The organism is Salmonella sp. 741265050_HSA (genome assembly GCF_046569445.1).
Classification (GTDB): domain Bacteria; phylum Pseudomonadota; class Gammaproteobacteria; order Enterobacterales; family Enterobacteriaceae; genus Salmonella; species Salmonella enterica.
The window spans coordinates 55,656-82,011 of sequence record NZ_JBKFSV010000003.1; the positions used below are offsets into that span (position 1 = coordinate 55,656).

A 26,356-nucleotide genomic window follows, 5' to 3' on the forward strand; every position below is an offset into this window, starting at 1 on the left:
AATACCGCACCACAACAAGAATATATTCTTTGTTTAAAAAATTTTTATAGCCTAATAACACAATACTTCAAATGATTTTTATAAAATTTAATATTGCTGAATACCTTCACAAAAGGTATTGTTTTTATGTTAAAAAAGAAAAAGAAGAATAAATTAAAATTCATTATAAAACATGAAGATAAATAAAAAGTCATTATGCGTTGTTAGCCTACCCCACCTCTCCTTAACACAAACTCCGTTATATTTCAGACGCACTAACACCTTTATCAATAGATCTTAATTTGCAGAAAGATTTTTTTCTGACTATATCATCTAATACGAAAGCACTAGTCAGGCACAAAAAATAAAGGGTTATTCGGCGAGAAAACCAGACCTTCACCTACGCTCATAAAAAAGAATATGGCTACGGAAATTCATCTCTCATGATGAACGGGAAGGCTCGTCTACGCATTTTGCCCTGAACGTCGTGCCCGTTAATTAATACACAGAGCAAATCCATCAGGAGCTAATTTATGCGTCTACTCACCGTGGTTTCGAAATTGACTGGCGTCTCCACCACTGTGGAATCCTCAGCGGTCACTCTTAACGCCCCGTCAATTGTTAAATTATCAGTGGCCCGGGAGGAAATTAGTCAACTTACGCGCATTAATCAGGATCTGGTGGTGAGGCTCCATTCCGGCGAAACGATCACAATTAAAAACTTTTACGTTACCAACGATCTGGGCGCAAGCCAGTTAGTACTGGCAGAAAACAATGGCACGTTATGGTGGGTAGAAAATCCGCAAGCCGGGCTACATTTTGAACAAATCGCTGATATTAATGAGCTGCTGGTCACTTCTGGCGCTTCCCATGAAGCAGGCGGCGCCGTTTGGCCGTGGGTACTGGCTGGTGCGGTGGCGGCTGGCGGCATTGCCGCTATCGCGTCTTCCGGCGGCGGCGATTCCCACCATCATTCGGATGGCGATAATCCGCCCCCCGATAACACCAATCCTGACGGTAATCCCCCTGATAACAGCAATCCCGGCGGCAGTAACCCTAACGGCAATACTCCAGGTAGCAGTAATCCTGTAGATACTACCCCGCCTCTCGCTCCCGGCAAGTTGTTGATTTCAGCGGACGGAAAAACGGTGAGCGGCGAGGCCGAAGCGGGCAGTACCATTACCATCAAAGATCCTTCAGGTAACGTCGTTGGCGAAGGCAAAGCGGATAGCGACGGTAAATTTAGTATTGATCTGACAGCGCCACAGCTTAGCGGCGAACAACTTACCGTGACCGCGACTGACGATGCCGGCAATACCGGCCCATCCGCAACCATTGATGCGCCCAACATTCCTCTCCCCGATACACCAGCTATCACCGCCGCTATCGATGATGCCGCTCCCCTCACCGGCACGCTGAGCAATAATCAGTTTACGAACGACAATACCCCCACGCTGGAGGGAACCGGCAGCGCTGGCACAGTCATCCATATTTACGCCAATGGTCAGGAAATAGGCTCCACAACGGTTGATGCCAGCGGAAGCTGGCGTTTTGCCATTACCAGCGCGCTGGCGGATGGGGAAAATCATTTCACCGCCATTGCGACTAACGTTAAAGGCGAAAGTAGCGAATCAGCCCGCTTTACGCTGACTATCGACACACTCAGCCCCGATGCCCCACGCGTTGAACTGATTGCCGATAACACCGGTTTGCTCACCGGGCCGCTACAGAATAATGACCGGACTGACGAGGCAAAACCGCTATTTTCCGGGCAGGGAGAGGCAGGTAATACCATCACGATTAAAGAGGGTTCAACCGTTATCGGCAGCGCTACCGTAGACGAAAATGGACGCTGGACCTTTACGCCGACTACGCCGTTAAGCGATGGCGAACATACCTTTACCGTCGAACAAAGCGACAAAGCCGGAAACACGAGCCGCGTGACGACAACGCCTACTATCATTGTGGACACCACGCCGCCTGACGCCGCTATCATTGATAATGTTGCGAAAGACGGCACAACCGTTAGCGGCACCGCTGAAGCTGGCAGTACCGTGTCGATCTATGACCCGGCGGGAAATTACCTGGGCTCCACGATTACCGCAGAAAATAACCACTTCAGCATCACGCTGAATCCGGCCCAGACCCACGGCGAGCGTCTGGAAGCGCGTATTCAGGACGCCGTCGGTAACATCGGCCCTGCCACGGAGTTTACCGCTTCTGATTCACAGTATCCTGCCCAGCCGACTATCCTTACCGTGACGGATGACGCTGGCACCGTTACCGGGCTGCTGAAAAATGGCGATGCCACAGATGATAACCGCCCAACCCTCAGCGGTACTGCTGAACCAGGCAGTACGATATCGATTAACGATAATGGCTTTCCTGTACCGACCTTTCCGCCCATTATCGCTGACGCTGACGGCAAATGGAGCTTTACCCCCTCGCTGGCACTTGCCGATGGCGACCATGTCTTTACCGCTACCGCGACCAACGATCGCGGCACCAGCGGGCAGTCCGTCTCCTTTACCATTGATATCGACACGCAGCCGCCGGTGCTGGAAGGCCTGGCGGTTAGCGACGTCGGCGACAGACTTACCGGCACTACGGAAGCTGGCAGTACTGTGGTTATCAAAGACAGCCTAGGAAATACGCTCGGTAGTGGAACGGCAGGCGACGACGGCACCTTCTCAATAGGTATTAGCCCGGCGAAAATTAACGGCGAAACATTAAGCATTAGCGTTACCGATAAAGCCGCGAATAGCGGTCCGGTAGAAACGCTGAACGCGCCGGATAAAACTGCGCCTGCGGCACCGAACGGTCTTATCGTGGCGACCGACGGTCTGTCCGTAAGCGGTCAGGCGGAAGCCGGGGCAACGGTCACTATCCGTGACAGTAGCAACACCGTACTTGGCAGCGCCGTCGCTAACGGCAACGGACAATTTATCGTTCCGCTGAATACGGCGCAGACTAACGGCCAGGCGCTTATCGCTACCGCCACCGATGTCGCGAAAAACGAAAGCGCCGCCGCGACGGTTATCGCGCCGGACAGTACCGCGCCGGAAATGCCGAAAAACGTGGTAATTAGTGAGGATGGCACCAGTATCAGCGGCACCGCCGAACCGGGTAGCGCCATTACGATCGCCACGCCGGACGGCACGCCGCTTGGCAGCGGCAAAGCAGATGGCGAAGGTCATTTTACCCTTCCCCTCGTCCCCGCACAGACCAACGGCGAACAGGTTACCGTCACCGCCACCGACAGCGCCAACAACGTCAGCCCGCCAACTACAGCGCAAGCGCCCGATATCACCGCCCCGGATAAGCCCATTATCACTCAGGTGCTGGACGATGTTGAAAGCTTCACCGGGCCGCTGGTTAACGGACAAACCACCAACGACAACCGTCCCACCCTTAGCGGTACGGCGGAGGCCGGCGCGCGTGTCGAAGTCTTTGATAACGGCGTTTCACTGGGACTCGCCACGCTACAGCCCAACGGCGCCTGGACGTTTACGCCGTCGCAAAATTTAGGTGAAGGCGCGCATCGACTGACCGTAATCGCAACCGACGCTAAAGGCAATGCCAGTCAGGCCGCGTCATTCGACCTGGTGGTCGATACGCAATCGCCGCAGCAACCGGTAATCACCTTCATTACAGATGATGCGCCGGGTATTCTCGGTAGCGTCGCGCATCTGGGGCTCACTAACGACAGCACGCCAACGATTAATGGTACAGGTGAACCGGGTTCCACAGTACACCTGTATCAGAATGGCGCCCGGATAGCAGATATTATCGTCGGTAATTCCGGCGTCTGGAGCTACGCTTACACCACGGCCTCGCCACTGGCGGACGACACCTACACCTTTACCGTGACGGCCAGCGACAGTAACGGCAACACCACGCCTTTTTCGACCGATTTTACGATTACCATTGATACCCAGGCCCCTGCCGCCCCCGGCGTTATCGGCGTAACTGACGGCGACGGAAATACGATTGATACCAATCAGATTACCCAGGAATCCCAGCCCCGGTTGAGCGGTAGCGGCACCGCAGGCGACACAATCATCCTTTACGATAATGGCAATGCCATAGGTCAGGCGCTGGTCGGCACGGACGGGCGCTGGCAGTTTACGCCGCCTGCCGCGCTGGGCGACGGCGACCACCTTCTGACCGCTCGCGCCAACGATCCGGCGGGGAACGAAAGTCCCGAATCCCTCAGCTTTACCCTGCGCGTCGATACCCAGGCGCCGGATGCGCCGCAGATCGTGTCAGCCGCCATCACCGGCGGAGAAGGCGAGGTGCTACTGGCAAACGGCAGTATTACCAATCAGCGTATGCCGACCCTCAGCGGCACCGGCGAACCCGGCGCCATCATCACCCTGTACAATAACGGCGTAGAACTGGCTACCGTCCAGGTCAATCCACAGGGTAGCTGGACCTATCCGCTAACCCGTAATCTGAGCGAAGGGTTAAACATCCTGACGGCCACCGCCACGGATGCCGCAGGCAATAGTAGCCCCACCTCCGGCGTTTTCTCCGTTACCCTTGATACCCAGCCTCCAGCGCAGCCTGACGCGCCGCTGATCAGCGATAACGTCGCGCCGGTTATCGGCAACATCGGCGATAATGGCGCAACGAACGATACCACGCCGACCTTCAGCGGCACGGGAGAGATCGGCAGCACGATTATTCTCTACAATAATGGCAGTGAAATTGGTCGCACAACGGTAGGCGATAACGGTAGCTGGAACTTTACGCCTGCGGCACTGACGCCAGAAACCTATACCATTACCGTCACGGAAACCGATATAGCGGGCAATATCAGTCCGCCTTCCGCCTCAGTCACTTTTACGCTAGACACCACTGCGCCCGCCAATCCGGTTATCACTTTTGCCGAAGATAACGTCGGCGAAGTCCAGGATACTATTGTCAGCGGCGCAACCACTGACGACAATACACCGGTCATTCACGGCACTGGCGACATCGGCAGCGTGATCACGCTCTATAACGGCAGTAGTGTCGTGGGTGTAGTCACCGTCGATGAGACCGGCACCTGGACGCTAGCGGTGACCAGCGCGTTGCCGGATGGCGTCTACACCCTGACCGCCATTGCCGCCGATGCCGCCGGAAACAGCAGCGGCGTATCGAATAGCTTTACCTTCACCGTCGACACCGTTCCGTTGCAGCCGCCCGTCGTCAATGAGATCCTTGACGATGTTGCGCCAGTGACCGGGCCATTAACCGATGGTGCCTTTACTAACGATCGGACGCTGACTATCAACGGCAGCGGCGAAAACGGCAGCACCGTCACGATTTACGACAATGGCATGGCAATCGGTACGGCGCTCGTCACCGACGGGGTCTGGACATTTAATACGCCCGAATTGTCAGAAGCCAGCCATGCGCTAACCTTCAGCGCGACTGACGATGCTGGAAATACCACGGCGCAAACCCAACCGATCACCATTACCGTGGATATCACCGCCCCGCCCGCGCCAACAGTCCAGACGGTGGACGACGATGGCACGCGCGTCGCCGGACTTGCCGATCCTTACGCTACCGTTGAAATTCATCATGCCGATGGCACCCTGGTCGGCAGCGCTGTCGCTAATGGCACCGGTGAATTCGTCGTTACGCTCAGTCCGGCGCAAACCGATGGCGGTACGCTGACGGCAATTGCTATCGATCGCGCGGGGAATAACGGCCCGGCTACGAATTTTCCCGCCTCCGACAGCGGTCAGCCCGCCGTCCCGGCCATCACGGCGATTGAAGATAATGTCGGGAGCGTACAGGGGAATATTGCAGCAGGCGGCGCCACGGACGACACCACGCCGACGCTGCGCGGCACCACGGATATCGGCTCTACCGTTGAGGTTTTCATTGATGGCGATTCGGCAGGCTATGCCACCGTTGACGCCAGCGGGAACTGGATCTTTGAGATCGCGACGCCATTAAGCGAAAGCACACATTACTTCACCGTCCAGGCAACCAATGCGAATGGCCAGGGCGGCCTGTCCGCACCGGTCGGGATCACTGTCGATCTTAGCGCGCCGGCGCAACCGGTTATTACCAGCGCAACGGATGATGTCCCCGGCATGACCGGTACGCTGGATAACGGCGCGCTCACCAATGATTCACGCCCGACGCTCAACGGAACGGGAGAAGCAGGCGCCACCATCCGCATTCTGGATAACGGCGTAGAAATCGGTTCCGCCACGGTAGATCAAAGCGGCAACTGGCGCTTCACCCCGAACGCGCCGCTGGAGAGCAACGCGCACATCTTTACCGCCGTAGCGACCGATCCCGCCGGCAATAGCGGCCAGCCTTCGGACGGTTTTACGCTGAACATTGACGCGCAGGCGCCAGATGTGCCGGTTATCACGTCCGTGATTGACGATAACAATCAACCGACCGTTCCGGTGTTACCGGGGCAATCCACCGACGATCGGCAGCCAATACTGAACGGAACTGGCGAACCTGGCGCGACAATCACCATTTTTGATAACGGTACGCCGCTTGGCACGGCTCAGGTAGGCGAAAACGGTAGCTGGACATTCCCGGTGCCCCGCAATTTGTCAGAGGGAAGCCATAATCTGACGGTTAGCGCTACCGATCCGGCGGGCAATACCAGCGCGGTCTCCGCGCCGTGGACGATCATAGTCGATATTACGCCTCCGGCGATCCCGGTTCTCACCTCCGTCGTGGATGACCAGCCCGGTATTACCGGCAACCTGGTTAGCGGGCAGCTAACGAACGATGCGACGCCCACCCTGAACGGGCGCGGAGAGGCAGGCGCGACGATTAATGTCTATCTTGACGGTAATCCCGCGTCCATCGGTACCACGACGGTGAATAGCGACGGCACGTGGAGTTTCACGCCGCAGACGCCGCTTGCAAACGGTAGCCACACGTTCACCCTTAGCGCCACCGATCCGGCGGGTAATAGCAGCGCGGTGTCCAGCGGATTTGTGCTGACGATTGACGCCACACCGCCCGCCGCGCCGGTTATCGCCAGCGTGGCAGATAATACGGCGCCGGTAACGGGCATCGTCCCCAACGGCGGCTCGACGAACGAAACCCGACCAACACTCTCGGGTACCGGTGAGGCGGGTACAACCATCTCGATTTATAATGGCAGCGCGCTGGTCGGCACGGCGCAAGTTCAGGCCAACGGTAGCTGGAGCTTTACACCGTCTACCTCGCTGGGCGCGGGCATCTGGAACCTGACGGCGACAGCAACCGATGCGGCAGGCAACACCAGCGCCGCGTCCGAAATACGCTCGTTTACTATTGATACCACGGCTCCCGCCGCGCCTGTTATTGATACGGTCTACGACGGTACGGGCCCCATTACCGGCAATCTGAGTTCAGGACAGATCACAGACGAGGCGCGCCCTGTCATTAGCGGCACCCGTGAAGCCAACACAGCTATTCGTCTCTACGATAACGGCACATTGCTGGCTGAAATTCCCGCCGACAATAACAGTAGCTGGCGCTACACGCCCGATGCCTCGCTGGCGACGGGCAACCATGTAATTACCGTCATTGCCGTTGATGCCGCAGGCAACGCCAGTCCCGTTTCAGACAGCGTTAATTTCGTCGTCGATACCACGCCGCCGCTGACGCCGGTAATCACATCAGTCAGTGACGATCAGGCGCCAGGCCTCGGCACGATTGCGAACGGCCAAAATACCAACGATCCTACGCCAACCTTCAGCGGCACCGCAGAAGCCGGCGCCACGATTACGCTCTATGAAAATGGTACGGTCATTGGCACGACAACGGCCCAGCCTGACGGCGCGTGGAGCGTCGCCACCTCAACGCTGGCAAGCGGAACGCACGTCATCACCGCCGTCGCCACCGATGCCGCAGGAAACAGCAGCCCGAACAGTACGGCTTTCACCCTGACGGTCGATACCACCGCGCCGCAAACGCCGATCCTGACGTCCGTAGTGGATGACGTCGCGGGCGGGGTCACAGGAAATCTCGCTAATGGTCAGATAACCAATGATAACCGCCCCACGCTGAACGGCACTGCCGAAGCGGGCAGCGTGATCAGTATCTATGATGGCAACACTCTGCTTGGCGTCACCTCGGCTAACGCGGGCGGCGCGTGGAGTTTCACGCCGACGACAGGGTTAAACGACGGCACGCGCATATTAACAGTGACCGCCACCGACCCGGCAGGCAACGTTAGCCCGGCCACCAGCGGTTTTACTATCGTGGTCGATACCCTTGCGCCAACGGTTCCGCTTATAACCAGCATCGTTGATGATGTCCCGAACAATACCGGCGCCATTGGCAATGGACAATCGACCAACGACACACAGCCGACGCTCAACGGTACTGCGGAAGCCAACAGCGCGGTAAGCATCTTCGATAATGGCGCGCTGGTCGCGACCGTGAACGCCAATGCCAGCGGTAACTGGAGCTGGACGCCAACCGCCGCGCTCGGCCAGGGAAGTCACGCCTATAGCGTTAGCGCCGCCGATGCGGCTGGCAACGTTAGCGCCGCTTCGCCATCGACAACGATTATCGTGGATACCATTGCGCCCGGCGCGCCCGGCAACCTGGTCATCAATGCTACCGGTAATCGCGTGACGGGCACCGCGGAAGCAGGCAGTACAGTGACGATTACCTCTGAGACTGGTGTGGTACTGGGAACCACCACCGCCGACGGTACAGGCAGCTTCACCGCCACACTCACGCCCGCGCAGACCAATGGTCAGCCGCTACTGGCATTTGCCCAGGATAAAGCAGGCAACACTGGCATTGCCGCCGGATTTACCGCGCCCGATACGCGCGTGCCGGAAGCACCGATCATCACCAACGTAGTAGATGATGTGGGTATTTATACCGGCGCTATCGCCAACGGCCAGGTCACTAATGACGCACAACCCACATTGAATGGTACCGCTCAGGCGGGCACCACGGTGAGCATTTATAACAACGGGGCGCTGCTCGGCACCACCACGGCGAACGCCAGCGGAAACTGGAGCTTTACCCCGACAGGTAATTTGACCGAAGGCAGCCACGCCTTCACCGCCACCGCGACTAACGCCAACGGTACAGGCAGCGTCTCCACCGCCGCGACGGTGATTGTCGATACGCTGGCGCCCGGTACGCCGTCAGGTACGCTCAGCGCCGATGGCGGTTCACTTTCCGGACAGGCAGAGGCAAACAGCACCGTAACCGTCACGCTGGCGGGCGGCGTGACGCTCACCACCACCGCCGGCAGCAACGGCGCATGGTCTCTCACCTTGCCGACAAAACAAATTGAAGGTCAGCTCATTAACGTGACGGCCACTGACGCTGCGGGTAATGCCTCCGGCGCGTTAGGCATTACCGCGCCGGTTCTGCCGCTGGCGGCAAGGGATAACATCACCAGTCTTGATCTGACTTCGACCGCCGTCACCAGCACGCAAAACTATTCGGATTACGGCCTGCTGCTGGTTGGCGCGCTTGGCAATGTCGCCTCGGTTTTGGGTAACGATACCGCTCAGGTTGAGTTCACCATTGCTGAAGGTGGTACGGGCGACGTCACCATCGATGCCGCCGCAACGGGAATCGTGCTTTCGCTGCTCAGTACTCAGGAGATTGTGGTACAGCGTTATGACACCAGCCTCGGCGCCTGGACGACGATCGTCAACACCGCCGTTGGCGACTTCGCGAATTTGCTTACCCTGACCGGGAGCGGCGTTACCCTGAACCTGAGCGGTCTGGGCGAAGGCCAGTACCGGGTACTCACTTATAACACCAGTCTGCTCGCCACCGGGTCATATACCAGCCTGGATGTCGATGTACACCAGACCAGCGCAGGTATTATTAGCGGGCCAACCATCAGTACCGGCAACGTCATGGCTGATGATACCGCGCCGACGGGCACCACGGTCACCGCTATCACCAACGCCAACGGCGTCAGTACGCCGGTCGGCGCGGGCGGCGTGGATATCCAGGGACAATACGGCACGCTGCACATTAATCAGGATGGCAGTTACACCTACACGCTGACTAAGCCCACGGCAGGATACGGACATAAAGAGAGCTTCACCTACACCATTACCCAGAATGGCGTCGGTAGCAGCGCCGCGCAACTGGTTATCAATCTGGGTCCCGCGCCGGTACCGGGCAGCGTGATAGCGACAGACAATAACGCCTCGCTGGTCTTTGATACTCACGTTAGCTACGTCAACAACGGTCCCTCGACACAAAGCGGCGTCACGGTATTAAGCGTCGGACTTGGTAATGTACTGAACGCGAATCTGCTTGATGATATGACTAATCCGATCATCTTTAACGTTGAAGAAGGCGCTACGCGAACCATGACGTTACAGGGAACCGTCGGCGGCGTCTCACTGGTTTCCACGTTCGATCTGTACGTTTATCGCTTCAACGATGCCATTCAGCAATATGAGCAGTTCCGGGTGCAAAAGGGCTGGATTAACACCCTGCTGTTAGCCGGACAGTCTCAGCCGCTGACCCTGACGTTGCCTGGCGGCGAATACCTGTTCGTGCTGAATACCGCCAGCGGCATTAGCGTCCTCACTGGCTATACGCTAGCGATTTCCCAGGACCACACCTATGCCGTTGACAGTATCACCGCCAACACCACCGGCAACGTACTGACCAATGATGTCGCCCCTACGGACGCCCTCCTCACTGAAGTAAATGGCGTGGCGATTGCGGCGACCGGCACGACGGAGGTAAACGGGTTGTATGGCTCGCTCATCATTGACGCAAGAGGCAACTATACCTACACGCTGAAGAACGGCGTCGGCGCCGACAGCATTAAAACGCCGGACAGCTTTATCTATACGGTCAAAGCGCCAAACGGCGATACCGATACGGCCTCGCTCAATATCACGCCAACCGCCAGGGCGCTGGATGCGATTAATGATGTCAGCGATACCCTTAGCGTCGCCACGCTTCAGGATACCGCTGCCTGGCTGGACTCCAGCGTCGGCAGCGCCAGTTGGGGGCTACTCGGCAAATCGGGCAGCGGGAGCGGCACCTTTGACGTTGCAACGGGCACCGTACTTAAAGGCGCGTCACTGGTCTTTGATGTCTCCACGCTCATTACGCTGGGCAATCTGAATATTAGCTGGGCCATTCAGGAGAACGGGACCGTCATACGCAACGGAACCGTTCCGGTAGCGAATATCACGCTGGGCAGCGCGACGGTGACCGTCAACCTGAGCGGCCTGGAGCTGGATGCCGGAACGTACACGCTTAACTTTACCGGCACCAATACCCTGGCCGGGGCGGCGACGATCACGCCACGCGTCATCGGCACCACCGTCGATCTGGATAATTTTGAAACGTCCGGAACGCATACCGTTCTCGGCAATATTTTTGATGGCAGCGATGCGGCGGGGGCGATGGATCAGCTTAATACGGTGAATACCCGCCTGAGCATTAGCGGGTATAACGGCAGCGCCGCCACGCTGGACGCCGCGGCGAATACCACCAGCGCCACGATTCAGGGACATTACGGCACATTGCAAATTAACCTCGATGGCGCCTACACCTACACCCTGAATAATGGCGTCGCGATGTCGTCCATCACCAGTAAAGAGGTCTTTACCTATCAACTGGATGACAAGATGGGTCATACGGATAGCGCCACATTGACCATTGATATGGCGCCGCAAATCGTCAGTACCAACCAAAACGATGTTCTCATCGGCTCCGCCTATGGCGATACGCTGATTTACCACCTGTTAAACGGCGCGGACGCGACCGGCGGCAACGGCGCCGATCGCTGGCAAAACTTCTCCACCGCGCAGGGCGACAAGATCGATATCCACGAACTGCTGACCGGCTGGGATCACCAGGCGGCGACGCTGGGTAACTTTGTTCAGGTTCATACCAGCGGCGCCAATACGGTGATCTCCGTCGATCGCGACGGCGCCGGCAGCGCGTTTAAATCAACTGACCTTGTCACTCTGGAGAATGTGCAGCTTACGCTAAATGATCTTTTGCAGAACAACCACCTGATAACCGGCGGTTGATAAAAAAGCCCCGAACGCCACGACGTTCGGGGCAACAAGCGGTGATATTTAAAAGGGATAAACTATGGGAAGAGTCGCGCCTGTCGCCATCGTACTGGCATTTGCTTTGTTTCATCACCAGCCCCGGGGCGCAGAAGCGCCGCCAATGATTACATCCGAAGGATTAGCAACGGACCAGATGCTTCCTTCGCTGGATGGCTCCGCCGCTGAGTTGCCGCTCAGCGCCGCCGCGCCGGGCAACCTGACGCTCAATGACGCGGTCAATCGCGCCGTTAACTGGCATCCTTCTATTCGCGAAGCCGTCGGCAAACTGCTCGCACAGAATGAACAAATAGAGGTCGCCAAATCGAAATATTATCCGCAAGTCAGCGCTGGCGTGAACAATGGGTACAGCAATACCTACACCGATCACGGGTATAGCCCCTCGCTGGTGCTGTCGGTATCGCAAATGCTTTATGACTTCGGCAAAGTGGCAAGCCAGGTTCGCGCCGAAACCGCAGGCGCAGCACAGCAACAGGCCAATGTGTTGCTCAGTATTGATACCGTCGCGCACGAAACCGCCAACGCCATTGTACAAACGCAGAGCTGGCAGCAAATGGTAGAAGCGGCGGAAGAACAGCTCGTCGCGCTGGACGGCATCGGTAAACTTATCCGGCAGCGCAGCGATGAAGGCGCTACGTCGCTCTCTGACGTAGTGCAAACCGAAGCCAGAATCGAATCCGCCCGCTCGCAACTGGCGCAGTATCAGGCCAATCTCGATAGTGCGAAAGCCTCACTGATGAGCTGGCTGGGCTGGAATTCGCTTAACGGCATCAATAATGACTTCCCGGCGAAACTTGCTCGCAGCTGTGAGACGGCGACTCCCGACGATCGACTGGTGCCCGCGGTACTGGCCGCCTGGGCGCAGGCCAACGTTGCGCGGGCGAATCTGGACTATGCCAGCGCGCAAATGACGCCGACGATTTCGCTCGAACCTTCCGTACAACATTATCTTAATGATAAATATCCCAGTCATGAAGTGCTGGATAAAACCCAGTATTCCACCTGGGTGAAAGTTGAGATGCCGCTTTATCAGGGCGGAGGGCTGACCGCCCGACGCAACGCCGCCAGCCATGCGGTAGACGCGGCTCAGTCGACCATTCAGCGCACCCGGCTTGATGTCCGCCAGAAACTGATGGAGGCGCGCAGCCAGGCAATGAGTCTTGCCAGCGCGTTACAAATCCTTCGTCGGCAACAGCAGCTTAGCGAACGTACGCGCGAACTGTATCAGCAGCAATACCTTGACCTCGGTTCCCGCCCGCTGCTCGACGTGCTTAATGCGGAGCAGGAAGTTTACCAGGCGCGTTTTGCCGAACTGCAAACGGAAAGCCAGTTGCATCAGTTACAACTGAACTGTCTGTATAACACCGGCGCGCTTCGTCAGGCGTTCGCGTTAAATCATCGCAGCATTCAATCCGTGGAGATCCAGCCATGACCCGCGCCGCCCCCGATGTAGAAGAGGTACTCAGTGAGCGCGCGCTAAGCCAATGGGCGCAGGCCATCAGCCATGTCGCCGGTCATTATCGCGTTGCCTGTTCTCCCGGTTCAATTCAGGCCAACGCCCCGTGGTTTAGGGGTAAAAGCAGAACGACCGCCTTAACGCAGCTCGCGCGGCAGGCGGGTTTATCCTTTCATGCGCCGGACATAGACAAAACGGCATTTAGTCAGTGGCGATTGCCGTTGGTTGTCGAGCTCCGGGACGGGCAGTTATTGGTCATCGAGCATGTTAATGGCGAAGATGCGGTAGACGTTTTTGTGATTGAAGAAGAGGGTCAGCGTAACCGCCTGACGCTCAGCGAGTTATTGCCGGAGATCCTCTATGTTGCCGCGCTACGCCCGCTATCGGCGCTCAAGGATAGCCGCGTCGATCGCTATATCTCCCGCTTTAAACCCGACTGGATGCGCGAGCTGGTTCTGCAGGATATTCGCCCTTATTTACCGGTAATGGTCGCCGCCTTTCTGATTAACGTGCTGTCGCTGGCCGGGATTGTGTTCTCTATGCAGGTTTACGATCGGGTGATCCCCGCTCAGTCATATCCTACCCTGTACGTTCTCTCCTTCGGCGTGCTGGTAGCGGTGCTGTTTGGTTTTCTGCTGCGTGAAGCGCGTACGCACATTATGGACGTGCTCGGTAAACGCGCCGATATGCGCATTTCCGATCGGGTATTCGGTCATGCGTTAAGGCTGCGCAACAGCGCTATCCCCCGTTCCACTGGCAGTTTTATCTCGCAGTTACGCGAACTGGAGCAGATCCGCGAGATGATTACCTCTTCAACGCTGGCGACCATTGTCGATCTGCCTTTCTTTTTCCTGTTTATGATAGTCCTGTCGATTATTGCCCCACCGCTGGCATGGATAGCGCCCGTGGCGGCTCTGCTGATGATCCTGCCGGGCGTGGCACTGCAAAAAAAACTGGCTGTCCTCGCCAACCAGGCCGCCCACGAAGCGACGCTACGCAATGCAGTCTTGGTCGAAAGCGTTCAGGGGCTGGAGGATATTAAACTGATGCAGGCGGAGAACCGCTTTCTTCAGCAGTGGAATAGCTATATCCGTATTACCGGCGAGTCGGGTCTACGCACCCGCAAACTCACGCAAGGGCTTATCAGTTGGGGGATGTCGGTACAAAGTCTGGTGTATGCCGCAGTGATTATGTTTGGCGCGCCGATGGTCATTGAAGGCAGTATGACTACCGGCGCCGTGGTCGCCGCGTCGATGCTCGGCTCGCGGATGATCGCGCCAATGGCTAACCTGTGCGGCGTGCTGGCGCGCTGGCAGCAGGTGAAAGCGGCGAAGATGGGTCTCGACAACATTATGCAACTGCCCACCGAGACACAGCATGATGATAGCCTGATACACCGCGACATCCTCCACGGGCATTACCTCTTTGAAAACGCTCAGTTTCGTTACCATAACGACGATCAACGCATACCGCTGCGCCTCGTGCGTCTGGAGATCATGCCAGGCGAGCGGATTGCGATACTGGGGCGTAACGGTGCGGGTAAATCCACACTTTTACAGGCGATGGCGGGCAGCCTGGAGATGATTCAGGGAGATGCCCGGCTTGATAATCTCAGCTTGTCGCACATCGATATGGCGGATTTACGCCGCAACATCGGCTTTCTTAGCCAGAACGCGCGGCTTTTCTTCGGCACCCTACGAGAGAACCTGACTCTCGGCGCGCCGCACGCCAACGATGAACAGATTTTTGACGCGCTCGAAGTCAGCGGCGGCGCCGTCTTCGTCAGGCGGCTGGCAAAAGGGTTGGATCATCCCATTATGGAGGGTGGTAACGGCCTGTCCGGCGGGCAGCGTCAGTCCCTGTTGCTGGCGAGAATGCTGCTGCGCTCCCCCAATATTGTGCTACTTGACGAACCCAGCGCCTCGCTGGACGAGCATACGGAACGAGAGTTTATTCAGCGGTTACATCAGTGGCTTGGCAATCGAACCCTGGTCGTCGCGACGCACCGGGTACCAATACTGGAGCTGGTTGAGCGTGTCGTTGTCCTGAAAGAAGGACAACTGGTGATGGATGCGCCAAAAGCGCAGGCGCTTAACGCGGATCGGATGCAAAGTCATCGTCGGGAGTGGAAAAATGAAAATCAATCAGCATGATGCCGCGATGGACGATCCCGATATTCAGCGTGAACGGGCGTTTTCCGGCGCGGGTCGTATTGTTCTGATCTGCTCACTGTTATTTCTCATTCTCGGCATCTGGGCGTGGTTTGGCCGACTGGATGAGGTTTCCACCGGCAACGGGAAAGTGATCCCCAGTTCACGCGAACAGGTTCTGCAGTCGCTGGATGGCGGCATTCTGGCGCAGTTGACGGTGCGGGAAGGCGACAGAGTTCAGGCTAACCAGATTGTCGCCCGGCTTGATCCGACGCGTCTGGCGTCCAGTGTGGGTGAAAGTGCGGCAAAATATCGCGCTTCACTCGCCTCCAGCGCACGGTTAACTGCGGAAGTCAGCGACTTACCTCTCGCCTTCCCCGCTGAGCTGAACGGCTGGCCGGATCTGATTGCCGCAGAGACGCGTCTCTATAAAAGCCGCCGCGCGCAGCTGGCCGATACCGAAGCCGAGCTACGGGATGCGCTGGCGTCGGTTAATAAAGAGCTGACCATTACCCAGCGGCTGGAGAAAAGCGGCGCGGCCAGTCATGTTGAAGTGCTACGCCTGCAACGACAAAAAAGCGATTTAGGCTTAAAAATTACCGATCTGCGCTCACAATATTATGTGCAGGCACGCGAAGCGTTATCGAAAGCGAACGCTGAGGTCGATATGCTCTCCGCCATTTTAAAAGGACGCGAGGATTCCGTCACCCGCCTCACCGTGCGTTCGCCGGTACGCGGCATTGTTAAAAATATCCAGGTCACGACGATTGGCGGCGTGATCCCGCCTAACGGCGAGATGATGGAGATAGTACCGGTAGACGATCGTCTGCTGATTGAAACCCGCCTTTCGCCGCGTGATATCGCCTTTATTCATCCCGGCCAACGCGCATTGGTTAAAATTACTGCTTACGATTACGCCATTTACGGCGGGCTTGACGGCGTGGTGGAGACCATTTCACCGGATACCATTCAGGATAAAGTGAAACCGGAAATTTTCTACTATCGCGTGTTTATCCGCACCCACCAGGACTATCTACAAAATAAATCAGGACGCCGTTTTTCGATTGTTCCAGGCATGATCGCCACGGTGGATATCAAAACCGGTGAAAAAACCATTGTCGACTATTTAATCAAACCGTTTAATCGCGCGAAAGAAGCGCTGCGCGAGCGGTAAATCGTTGAAGATAAGAAGATACGGGGGCTGGTCACGCATGTCACAAGTCTGTTATACTTACCTTACACATTGGGGCTGATTCTGGATTCGACGGGATTTGCGAAACCCAAGGTGCATGCCGAGGGGCGGTTGGCCTCGTAAAAAGCCGCAAAAAAATAGTCGCAAACGACGAAAACTACGCTTTAGCAGCTTAATAACCTGCTTAGAGCCCTCTCTCCCTAGCCTCCGCTCTTAGGACGGGGATCAAGAGAGGTCAAACCCAAAAGAGATCGCGCGGATGCCCTGCCTGGGGTTGAAGCGTTAAAACGAATCAGGCTAGTCTGGTAGTGGCGTGTCCGTCCGCAGGTGCCAGGCGAATGTAAAGACTGACTAAGCATGTAGTACCGAGGATGTAGGAATTTCGGACGCGGGTTCAACTCCCGCCAGCTCCACCAAATATTGATCCGGATACGTTCGGTGAAGTACAGAAAGCCCGCATGGCACAAGCCCTGCGGGCTTTTTTGTGTCTGTCGTTGTCCGAGAACATCCGGTTAAATCCGGTGATTATTGGTATACGTTTAGGTATACGGTAGGATGTATACCTAAAAGCGTATACCAATTCATGAAGGAGCGGACACAGTGGCACGGACAACGCGCTCCCTAACCAACACCGAAGTTCTGCGTGCTAAAGCGTTAGAGAAGGATCTAACGCTGCATGATGGCGATGACCTTTTCCTGATAGTGAAAACCAGCGGGAAAAAGCTCTGGCGCTTCCGTTATCAACGTCCGGCGACAAAACAGCGGACAATGATGGGGCTCGGTGCATTCCCTGCCCTTTCGCTTGCTGATGCCCGAGGATTAAGAGCTGATTACCTTGCCTTATTAGCCAACGGAATCGACCCGCAAATTCAAGCTGAAGTTGCAGAGGAACAGCAGCAAATCGCTCTGGACAGTATTTTTTCAACGGTCGCCGCTAACTGGTTCCAGCTCAAAAGCAAAAGCGTTACCCCTGATTACGCTAAAGATATATGGCGTCCACTGGAAAAAGACGTATTTCCAGCCATCGGGGAGATCCCTGTCCAGCAAATCAAAGCCAGAACACCGGTTGAAGCCCTTGAACCGATCAAAGCACGTGGGGCGCTGGAGACAGTTCGTAGACTGGTACAGCGTATCAACGAAATAATGATTTATGCGGTTAACACTGGCTTGATTGCTGCCAACCCAGCGTCAGGTATTGGTATGGCTTTTGAGAAACCCAAAAAGCAAAACATGCCGACGTTGCGACCAGAAGAATTGCCTAAGCTGATGCGTTCGCTAGTCATGTCAAATCTATTTGTTTCGACTCGCTGCCTAATTGAATGGCAACTCCTTACGCTCGCTCGCCCCTCAGAGGCTTCCGGCACTCGATGGACAGAAATCGACCTTGATACAAAACTCTGGACGATTCCAGCCGAACGAATGAAGGCTAAGCGAGAGCACATCTTACCTTTGTCTCCTCAGGCATTAGACATTCCAGAGGTAATGAAACCTATTAGTGCGCATCGTGAGCATGTCTTCCCAAGCAGAAATGACCCTAAACAACCAATGAATAGCCAGACTGCTAATGCAGCTTTAAAACGAATTGGCTATAGTGGAAAACTGGTTGCTCATGGGTTAAGGTCAATAGCGAGCACAACGCTGAATGAAGCAGGATTTAATCCAGATGTTATCTAATCATCTCTTGCACATATGGATAAAAATGAAGTTAGGAGAGCTTACAATAGAGCTACGTATTTAGATAAGAAAATTGAACTTATGGCTTGGTGGGGTTTAAAAGTTTACTCTACTGCAACTATTACTAAGGAAAATTCATGAGCTTAGAAGATGAAGTAAACGATTCAAAGAAACAAATCATTTCCGATGGATATGATATGTCTGTTGGTGAAATAATGAATCTTTACAGAGATAATGAATTAATTATATCTCCAGATTATCAAAGATTATTTCGCTGGGAGCTTTCACAAAAAACACGCTTTATCGAGTCGTTGTTATTAGGAATTCCTATACCTCCAATTTTCGTTCACCAGGATGACGATGGGGTTTGGGAACTCATTGATGGTTTACAGCGCGTCTCTACTATATTAGAGTTTTCCGGGTTACTGCGCGACAGCACAAATAACGAAGTTCTTCCCGGCTCAATATTAAATGGGACACAATTTCTACCGAGTCTTTCCAACAAAAAATGGAGCGATGCAACTAACCCCGATAATGAAATAGGCAAGTCACTTCAACTTGAAATAAAAAGAGCTAGACTTAGGGTAGAGATATTAAGAAAAGGCAGCGATCCGTATGCCAAATATGAATTATTTCAACGTTTGAATACTGGCGGTGCAAACCTTTCGGAACAAGAAGTTAGAAACTGTATTGCTGTAATGCTTAATTCTGCCTTATATCAGTGGCTTAAACGATGCTCTGAATTTCCCGCTTTTGTGAGTACTACAAATCAGACACAGGAAGCTATCGAACGACAAGCGAATATGGAGCTTACATTAAAATTCTTCGCATACAAACATTTCCCATACGTACCTGGAATGGATGTTCATGAACACTTAGATTATGCATTAGTTGAAATGTGCAAGTCACAAATAGATTTAACAGCGGAAGAGCATATTTTTCAAAATGTATTTACACTTCTGAATGATATATTCCAAGAAAAAGCATTTAAAAAATGGGATGGTCAATCATTTAAAGGAAAGTTTTTAATTTCCTTATTTGAAACTATCACTAACGGCATTCAAAATAATTATGATGCCATCATAGCATTACAGCCTGATGCAACCAGAAATGATTTCATTACTCAAAAGGTCAAAGGCCTTTGGGATGAAGTTGATTTTACTAATAACTCTGGTGCTGGCGTTAGAGGCACAACTAGGTTAGCCAACCTGTTACCTTTCGCATCAGAATATTTTAAGCCGTAAGGTATGGTACTATGAGCAAAATCAGAACTCTTGAGGGATTCCAAGATTACGTTGATACGGAGATGGCTTGGAGAATCAAGGAGATCGCTCATCTTACGGCCTCCATTGACAAAAGTTCATCATTAGCTCAGAGAACAATAATTCGAGCCTCAATCCCACTTTTGTATGCTCATTGGGAAGGTTTTATTAAAAATTCAGCTGCTATGTATATCGAATACATATCAAATCTGAAACTTAATTATTCTGAGCTAGAAGATTGTTTAATAGTATTAGGCATGCGTAAGAAGCTTTTTGAAATAACTAGCACAAATAAGCATGACATCATTTCTGAATCTTTGAAATTTATACTTACAGGACAAAAAGAAAAAGCCATTCTCAAATTTGATTCAGCAATACAAACAGAATCAAACTTAAAATCACATGTCTTTGATAACATTGCTAAAAGCATTGGGGTGTCTGTTGAACACTTCAATACAAAATACAACTTCATTGATGAGAGTCTCTTAAAGAGAAGGAACTGCATAGCACATGGAGAATATCTAGATATAGATGCTAATGAATGGCGTAATTTATCTAAAGAAACACTTACTTTAATGCGAACATTTAAAAATGAGGTACTTAACAATGCTTCCACTAGAAAATACTTAAAACCAGTGCAAATTAATCAATAAGTACTGCTCACGCGCGCAATGCTCTCCCCGCCACGCCTGCCCGCTTAAGGGACCGCTTTTAATGCAGGAGCAAAGGTGGCCTCAGGCCGCACCGCGACTGGCGCTGGCAGTGAGTACAGAGGCGGGAAAACGTATGCAAAGCCATGCACCCTTTGGATGCATGGCTTAATTCGGGAAAAATGACGGGATTTACGGGGATTTTTTGACAGGCTACTGCGCGGCCAGTCCGGCGCGTCGACGGGTGTAAATCATGTTCTGTGCAGGGGTGAATTTTTCACGATTATCATCCTGCGAAGGCGCGTCAGGCCTGTATCCGATGGCCGTTAAAATGTCGTTATCCTGTGCAGAATAATTAATTTCATTTCCTGCGGCCAGCCAGACGGAAAGAGCTTCTCTCAGGTAAGAGACTGAACGGTCAATCGCGCGATTTTTTATCATCGCGGGCTGGTTTTTAATCCCCATCAGCTCCGGTGCCAGTGCGGCGGTCAGCTCTGCGCCGTTCTGCTGCATAAAATCATGCAGCCGGTTACGGATGCTGATGCGCTGCACTTCCTCGTGCGAGAAGATGTAGCGACCGGCGGCCTGATTAACCTCCCATTTTTTTACGTCAATCAGGTCACGCAGCGACTGTAATCTGCGAGAGCCTGATGCGTTGTCATCCGGCAATAATTCCTGATATTCCTGCATTGCGGCGGCCAGTTCGGTTTTACGGTTCAGCCACGCGGTTTTGTTTGTGTGACAGGCTTCATAGGTCTGCTGTAAGGTCAGGGTGGTCACGGGTTGTCTCTCCTGATTAGTGGCGGAACGGCGAGCTGTAGCAGCCTTTTACCCAGCGGGGTGCAACGGGGGCTGTCGGCACCGGCGCAGGTTTCTCATCGACGACCGGGGAACGTATCACTTCAAAGATGGACTCATGCGTTTTGAATGTCGCCGAGCAGTGCACATTCTGACACTGCAGGTAACTCTCTTTGACGTTGTCAGACATATAGCGGCTGGTGCAAACGTGGGCCGCCGTGCGGCAGAATGGGCAGCTCTTTCTTGAGGTGACCGGGCCTGGTGGCAGTGGCAAAAGTATTCTGGCCGAAATTGCGACCATGCTTGCCGGGGAAGATAACGCCACATCGGCCACCATCGAAACGCTGGAATCACCACGTGAACGTGCTGCGCTGATTGGCTTCTCGCTGATTCGTCTGCCTGACCAGGAAAAGTGGAGCGGTGACGGGACAGGACTCAAGGCCATCACCGGCGGGGATGCGGTCTCCGTTGACCCGAAATACAAGGATGCGTACTCCACCCATATTCCGGCGGTGATTCTGGCCGTGAACAATAACCCGATGCGATTTACCGACCGTAGCGGCGGTGTTTCCCGTCGCCGGGTGATCCTGCATTTCCCGGAACAGATTGCCCCGAAGGAACGCGACCCGCAGCTCAAGAACAAAATCGCCCGCGAGCTGGCCGTGATTGTGCGCCAGCTAATGCAGAAGTTCAGCGACCCGATGACCGCCCCCCCCTTGCTCCAGTCACAGCAGAACTCCGACGAGGCGCTCAGCATCAAGCGCGACGCCGACCAGGCATTTGATTTTTGTAGCTATCTGGAGGCACTGCCGGAGCCTGACGGTATGTATATTGGCAATGCCAACATCATTCCGCGTCAGCCGCGTCTGTATTTATATCATGCCTATCTGGCGTATATGGAAGCCCACGGCTACAGGAATACCCTGAGCCTGACTATGTTCGTAAGGGGTTGCCAGCCATGCTGAAAGAATACGGGCTGAATTACGCCAGGCGGCGAACAAAACAGGGGATGCAGACGAATCTTGCGCTCAGAGAGGAAAGTAACGACGACTGGCTGCCCCAGTGCGACGAAACCACCGCAACATAACCTACCCGGACCGGCATCAGCCGGTCTTTTTTTATCTGAAATCCCGGAAGGTGAACAGTAAAGCGTTCACTGCTCACGGACCGTTCACCATATATCACATTGAAATTAAAGATAAATAATGGCGCGTGAACAGTTTTCCGTAAAAAAAGTTTTTTCATTACCTGGCCTCGATTTCATCACAGAACCAATGCCTAAACATACCCCCTGCAGTCTACCAATCGCGATCTATTGAATCAATTTCACTCGGGGAAAACTGTGTTTTCTACTATCGATTTCCAATTCTTCATTTGTGAAATTGCCTCACTCAAACTTTGAGTCTCATGGGCCGGTTCGGCATAAGAAAGACTTAAAATTGTCGTAAGACACATAGTGGAAACTGGTACACCATCATCAGACGGGTTTCTGATACTATTTAAATATTGAAAAACGGCCGTTGATATAGCTTCGCTATAGTTTTCTTTAAGTATTTTAAGCAGTGGGCGAATCACGTCAAGAACAGCTTGTCCATATTCTAAAGCCTGCTCCTCACTCGGAATCATTCCTTTATGAATGACCCCATTACGAAATTTTATTTTATTATTATTGAGCAAAGTGGGTTTACAACCTAATTCCAATAGATGTAGGAATATGAATGCACCTAGTTGTCTTTCTGATTGATTTGAAACTTCTTTCAATGCTTCAACCACTTTCGATTCACTGATACCTTTCGAAATGCATACTACTTTTATGAAGAACTCATAGAATCTTTCCAATGAAGAAGTAAATGATGAAACTGCCTCTCGATAGTAACCATCGATGATTGCATATGCGCCAATATCGAAAAGAATTTCGAATTTGTGTTGTTGTAAAAACGTGATGGAGGTATGCCCTTTAAGGCACGTCATTTCATATCTGCCATCCTCTCGGAATCCAACTGACGACAAGTTCGTAATCATAGGAAGAGAGCTTTCACTAGTGCCAATCATTTGATTTGTAATGAATTCCTTCAAACACACTGGACATGAGGATTGTAGTTTCATGCCTAACTCACTGTAAGTAGTGGAAATTACTGGTATACATCCATTTTGGGTAAAAGACAATTCTTCCTGCGAGAATGCAAAAGTGAACAGTAAAGTGTTCACTGTTCACGGACTGTTCATCATGTATCAAATTGAAATTAAAGATAAATGATGGCGAGTGACCAGTGTGAACAGTTTTCCGTAAAAAAGTTTTTTCTTATGTGATCTATTCAAAAACAATTTCGCTTAACCACAGAAAGTATTGCAACAAATCACCATTGGTATACGCTTAGGTATACAAATGAAAGTTGAATTGGCAAATCAACAATAAAAACATTAGGTTGAAAATAGTATTCAGATTCCGCCGGCCAATGAAGTTCACTAAGCCCGCACAGCACAAGCTCTGCGGGCTTTTTTACATCTATTGCCGCCTGGTGAGGATTGTAGAGAGCCTCACGGGCATTGACGTCAAATGACGCGATGGGTGACAGGGCAAAACGCCAAAAGTCTCACCAATAACTCCCGAAAGAATTGGAATACGAGAGTCAAAGAAAATAGAACACTCACTGAGAGTCCTGCCTGGCTGGGGCAAAGCTCGCAGTCAGACTGTCGAGCATAAAGATAAGCAGTTACCCGTGAGACGCCAGGATGTTGGGCTACGGTATCCATAGATTTGCGAAGATTCAGCAGACCTTCTTTGCGAAGCTTTAATGATCAATTCTTTTCTGTCAGCTGCTTTAAGCGTCCTGGCCGTAGTGGCACGAGCAGCGGCGAAACTATCTATGCGCTGTCGAATGGTCTCTGTTCCTCCAGGAGCAATATTTTCTCACGGAATTTTTTATTACCGTAGGCGTTATTCAGCGTAGTCCGAAGACGTGATCCTGCTCACCCAGTCAAACATAACTTGCATATGATTGCCATTGGATTTCCTCACACCAACCTGACACGCATTTACACCTGTCGTTTTACCAGTCAAAACCTGTCCATACTTCATATAGATTTTGATACCGACTCCCTGTTTATAGCACTTATTGCAAATCGAGAAATAATCTCTTCTTGATGGAGTATATTGCTGAAGATTAAATTCGTCAGCCGGCACCAACGAAAGATTAAAAGCGTCATTACCTGATAATTCTTCAAGAATTGCCAGAGACTCTAATTTAACTTCAATGCGATTATTTCCTTTAGGCTTATCCGAAGCCAGAATCAAATTTTCCCTCGGATTAAACTTCGCAATGTAGCCTGTGATTATCCGGGCATTATTACTCACCAATCGAACAGGGATATCATTAAAACGTAGAAATTGAACTCGACGAGCAAGCATAGAATAATCCCGCGGCCATATTTCAGCCTCTCGCCCGTAGGAAATATCATTTACAGCTATACATTCCATAAAGATATATTCATCTATGCTGAATGAAAAAGCCCCGGATTCACGGGGCTGAATAAAACGAAATAAATTAACGTAACAGAGACAGCACGTTCTGCGGGACCTGGTTAGCCTGCGCCAGAACGGAAGTACCGGCCTGCTGCAGAATCTGCGCGCGAGACATGTTGGAGACTTCGGTCGCATAGTCGGAATCTTCGATACGGCTACGCGCTTCAGACAGGTTGTTTACGGTATTGCCCAGGTTGGTGATAGCGGAGTTGAAACGGTTCTGTACCGCACCCAGGTCAGAGCGCAGCGCATCCACCTGCGCCAGCGCGGCATCAATTTTCTGCAGCGGGTTTTCGGTGGTTTTAGCGGCTGCTTCAGCCAGCTCTGGTTGTGCTTTGAAATCATGACCAGCGGCTTTGCTGGCATTGTAGGTTTTACCGTCGATAGTAACGACTTCGGTTTTACCATCTACGCCACCCAGTTGGTTAGCCGCTGTTTTGGTAGTGCCGTCAGCAGCAGTATAAGTTGTGGTTTTAGCTTTAATTGCTCCTGTCGCTTCATCGTAATCTGCGGCGTAATACTTATCGCCAGCTTTAAGCGCATAACCGCCTTCAATTGTCTTACCATTTTTATCGGTATAAGACATTTTGACCAATGTCGCGGCATTAGCATCGGCAGTGTCAACGCCGCCAGCGATTAAGGCATTCTTAGCATCTGCTGAAGCAACTACCGGTGTAGTTGTTAACTCCTGTACTTCTGTTTTAGTTGTCACACCAGCAGGCATTGTGGTTTTAGTTGCGCCAGCCGCAAGGGTTACTGTACCGTCAGTAGCAACGTTAACTTCATAATCGCCATTTTTGGCGGCATCAGCACCAGTAAAGCCACCAATAGTAACAAAGTACTTGTTATTATCTGCGTCAAATTTAACCGCACCACCGGTTACAGAAGCCGTACCAGTCGTACCACCCGTAGCCGTTTTAATAGCTGCATCAGTAAGACCCGATACATCCAGTGTAGTACCATTATCGGCATAAGCTGTCGTTGTTACTGCTGTATCTTTCACATCATACGCTTTCTGCACGTTCAGTGAATCCAGGCCCAGGGTCTGAGAGTTGATCTGCTTCAGATCGATATCGATAGTTTCACCGTCGTTGGCACCAACCTGGATGGTCAGGGTGTTGTCCTGCGCCAGGACTTTCACGCCGTTGAACTGAGTCTGGCCGGATACACGGTCGATTTCGTTCAGGCGCTGGGTGATTTCAGCCTGGATGGAGTCGAGGTCAGACTGGGAGTTGGTGCTGTTAGCAGACTGAACCGCCAGTTCACGCACACGCTGCAGGTTGTTGTTGATTTCGTTCAGCGCGCCTTCAGTGGTCTGCGCAATGGAGATACCGTCATTAGCGTTACGGGAAGCCTGAGTCAGACCTTTGATGTTCGCGGTGAAACGGTTAGCAATCGCCTGACCTGCCGCATCGTCTTTCGCGCTGTTGATACGCAGACCAGAAGACAGACGCTCGATAGCGGTGCCCAGTGCGGACTGGGATTTGTTCAGGTTATTCTGGGTCAGCAGCGACAGACTGTTAGTGTTGATTACTTGTGCCATAAAATTTTCCTTTTGGAAGGTTTTTGATAAAACAATCTCCCATGAGAAAAGCGACTAAAATTCTTCTTTATCTGATGTA

General features: G+C 52.8%; 12 protein-coding genes, 1 other RNA gene and 3 pseudogenes. 9 read left to right on the plus strand and 7 right to left on the minus strand.

What is annotated here, in order from left to right; translation table 11 throughout:
- Nucleotides 1-512 precede the first annotated feature (512 nt).
- The 8 genes and pseudogenes from bapA to ACLD4F_RS08665 all read left to right on the plus strand — a co-directional run bounded on the left by bapA (nt 513) and on the right by ACLD4F_RS08665 (nt 20,416).
- Complete coding sequence (gene bapA / locus ACLD4F_RS08630; RefSeq protein ID WP_411010791.1) at nt 513-11,987, plus strand: biofilm-associated protein BapA; 11,475 nt, start codon at nt 513-515, stop codon at nt 11,985-11,987.
- A gap of 64 nt (nt 11,988-12,051) precedes the next feature.
- Nucleotides 12,052-13,461 carry a TolC family outer membrane protein gene (locus tag ACLD4F_RS08635; RefSeq protein WP_000533865.1) on the plus strand — a complete coding sequence of 470 codons (1,410 nt, stop codon included), beginning with the start codon at nt 12,052-12,054 and terminating at the stop codon, nt 13,459-13,461.
- Nucleotides 13,458-15,638: a type I secretion system permease/ATPase gene (locus ACLD4F_RS08640; protein ID WP_411010792.1), complete on the plus strand. Its 2,181-nt coding sequence runs from the start codon at nt 13,458-13,460 to the stop codon at nt 15,636-15,638. Before ACLD4F_RS08635 ends, ACLD4F_RS08640 begins: the two co-directional genes overlap by 4 nt.
- A gap of 7 nt (nt 15,639-15,645) precedes the next feature.
- Nucleotides 15,646-16,809 carry an HlyD family type I secretion periplasmic adaptor subunit gene (locus ACLD4F_RS08645; RefSeq protein ID WP_072101394.1) on the plus strand — a complete coding sequence of 388 codons (1,164 nt, stop codon included), beginning with the start codon at nt 15,646-15,648 and terminating at the stop codon, nt 16,807-16,809.
- Nucleotides 16,810-16,880: 71 nt separating this feature from the next.
- Nucleotides 16,881-17,243: a transfer-messenger RNA gene (ssrA, locus tag ACLD4F_RS08650) on the plus strand.
- Nucleotides 17,244-17,427: 184 nt separating this feature from the next.
- A pseudogene (locus tag ACLD4F_RS08655) lies at nt 17,428-18,642 on the plus strand (integrase domain-containing protein).
- On the plus strand, nt 18,639-19,745 hold the full coding sequence (locus ACLD4F_RS08660) for a DUF262 domain-containing protein (RefSeq protein ID WP_080194710.1): 1,107 nt from the start codon (nt 18,639-18,641) through the stop codon (nt 19,743-19,745). The pseudogene ACLD4F_RS08655 and the gene ACLD4F_RS08660 overlap by 4 nt, the downstream one beginning before the upstream one ends.
- 11 nt (nt 19,746-19,756) lie before the next feature.
- Nucleotides 19,757-20,416 carry an MAE_28990/MAE_18760 family HEPN-like nuclease gene (locus tag ACLD4F_RS08665; RefSeq protein WP_094885066.1) on the plus strand — a complete coding sequence of 220 codons (660 nt, stop codon included), beginning with the start codon at nt 19,757-19,759 and terminating at the stop codon, nt 20,414-20,416.
- A 210-nt stretch (nt 20,417-20,626) separates the two neighbouring features.
- Here ACLD4F_RS08665 and ACLD4F_RS08670 read toward each other — a convergent pair whose 3' ends face one another.
- Both ACLD4F_RS08670 and ACLD4F_RS08675 read right to left on the minus strand, forming a co-directional pair.
- Nucleotides 20,627-21,193 carry a phage polarity suppression protein gene (locus tag ACLD4F_RS08670; protein WP_156017187.1) on the minus strand — a complete coding sequence of 189 codons (567 nt, stop codon included), beginning with the start codon at nt 21,191-21,193 and terminating at the stop codon, nt 20,627-20,629.
- Between the two features lie 16 nt (nt 21,194-21,209).
- Complete coding sequence (locus ACLD4F_RS08675; RefSeq protein ID WP_080177300.1) at nt 21,210-21,512, minus strand: ogr/Delta-like zinc finger family protein; 303 nt, start codon at nt 21,510-21,512, stop codon at nt 21,210-21,212.
- On the opposite strand from ACLD4F_RS08675, the pseudogene ACLD4F_RS08680 reads away from it, so the two are divergent.
- Nucleotides 21,427-22,298 (plus strand): annotated as a pseudogene (locus ACLD4F_RS08680) (primase-like DNA-binding domain-containing protein); the annotation flags it as partial. The gene ACLD4F_RS08675 and the pseudogene ACLD4F_RS08680 sit on opposite strands and share 86 nt — an antisense overlap.
- On the opposite strand, the gene ACLD4F_RS08685 reads toward ACLD4F_RS08680, so the two are convergent.
- From ACLD4F_RS08685 to ACLD4F_RS08705, 5 genes and pseudogenes are all read right to left on the minus strand, one after another.
- Nucleotides 22,193-22,456, minus strand: coding sequence for a hypothetical protein (locus tag ACLD4F_RS08685; protein ID WP_162297774.1), 264 nt, complete (start codon nt 22,454-22,456; stop codon nt 22,193-22,195). The pseudogene ACLD4F_RS08680 and the gene ACLD4F_RS08685 sit on opposite strands and share 106 nt — an antisense overlap.
- Before the next feature lie 81 nt (nt 22,457-22,537).
- Entirely contained in the window at nt 22,538-23,317 is a 780-nt protein-coding gene (locus ACLD4F_RS08690; RefSeq protein WP_411010793.1) for a hypothetical protein, read from the minus strand.
- Nucleotides 23,318-23,899: 582 nt separating this feature from the next.
- Nucleotides 23,900-24,122 (minus strand): annotated as a pseudogene (locus ACLD4F_RS08695) (helix-turn-helix domain-containing protein); the annotation flags it as partial.
- 27 nt (nt 24,123-24,149) lie between these two features.
- Nucleotides 24,150-24,689: a phase 1 flagellin gene repressor FljA gene (fljA, locus tag ACLD4F_RS08700; RefSeq protein ID WP_080207541.1), complete on the minus strand. Its 540-nt coding sequence runs from the start codon at nt 24,687-24,689 to the stop codon at nt 24,150-24,152.
- 67 nt (nt 24,690-24,756) lie between these two features.
- The gene (locus tag ACLD4F_RS08705; RefSeq protein ID WP_411010794.1) at nt 24,757-26,277 is read right to left on the minus strand and encodes a FliC/FljB family flagellin; all 1,521 of its coding nucleotides are present in this window, start codon (nt 26,275-26,277) and stop codon (nt 24,757-24,759) included.
- Nucleotides 26,278-26,356 lie beyond the last annotated feature (79 nt).

Bases quoted from the DNA above. Each gene is read 5' to 3' on its own strand.
- bapA (WP_411010791.1), top strand. From the start codon at position 513: ATGCGTCTACTCACCGTGGTTTCGAAATTGACTGGCGTCTCCACCACT.
- ACLD4F_RS08665 (WP_094885066.1), top strand. From the start codon at position 19,757: ATGAGCAAAATCAGAACTCTTGAGGGATTCCAAGATTACGTTGATACG.
- ACLD4F_RS08635 (WP_000533865.1), top strand. From the start codon at position 12,052: ATGGGAAGAGTCGCGCCTGTCGCCATCGTACTGGCATTTGCTTTGTTT.
- ACLD4F_RS08705 (WP_411010794.1), bottom strand. From the start codon at position 26,277: ATGGCACAAGTAATCAACACTAACAGTCTGTCGCTGCTGACCCAGAAT.
- ACLD4F_RS08690 (WP_411010793.1), bottom strand. From the start codon at position 23,317: ATGAAACTACAATCCTCATGTCCAGTGTGTTTGAAGGAATTCATTACA.
- ACLD4F_RS08640 (WP_411010792.1), top strand. From the start codon at position 13,458: ATGACCCGCGCCGCCCCCGATGTAGAAGAGGTACTCAGTGAGCGCGCG.
- fljA (WP_080207541.1), bottom strand. From the start codon at position 24,689: ATGGAATGTATAGCTGTAAATGATATTTCCTACGGGCGAGAGGCTGAA.
- ACLD4F_RS08685 (WP_162297774.1), bottom strand. From the start codon at position 22,456: ATGAAAAAACTTTTTTTACGGAAAACTGTTCACGCGCCATTATTTATC.
- ACLD4F_RS08660 (WP_080194710.1), top strand. From the start codon at position 18,639: ATGAGCTTAGAAGATGAAGTAAACGATTCAAAGAAACAAATCATTTCC.
- ACLD4F_RS08645 (WP_072101394.1), top strand. From the start codon at position 15,646: ATGGACGATCCCGATATTCAGCGTGAACGGGCGTTTTCCGGCGCGGGT.
- ACLD4F_RS08675 (WP_080177300.1), bottom strand. From the start codon at position 21,512: ATGGTCGCAATTTCGGCCAGAATACTTTTGCCACTGCCACCAGGCCCG.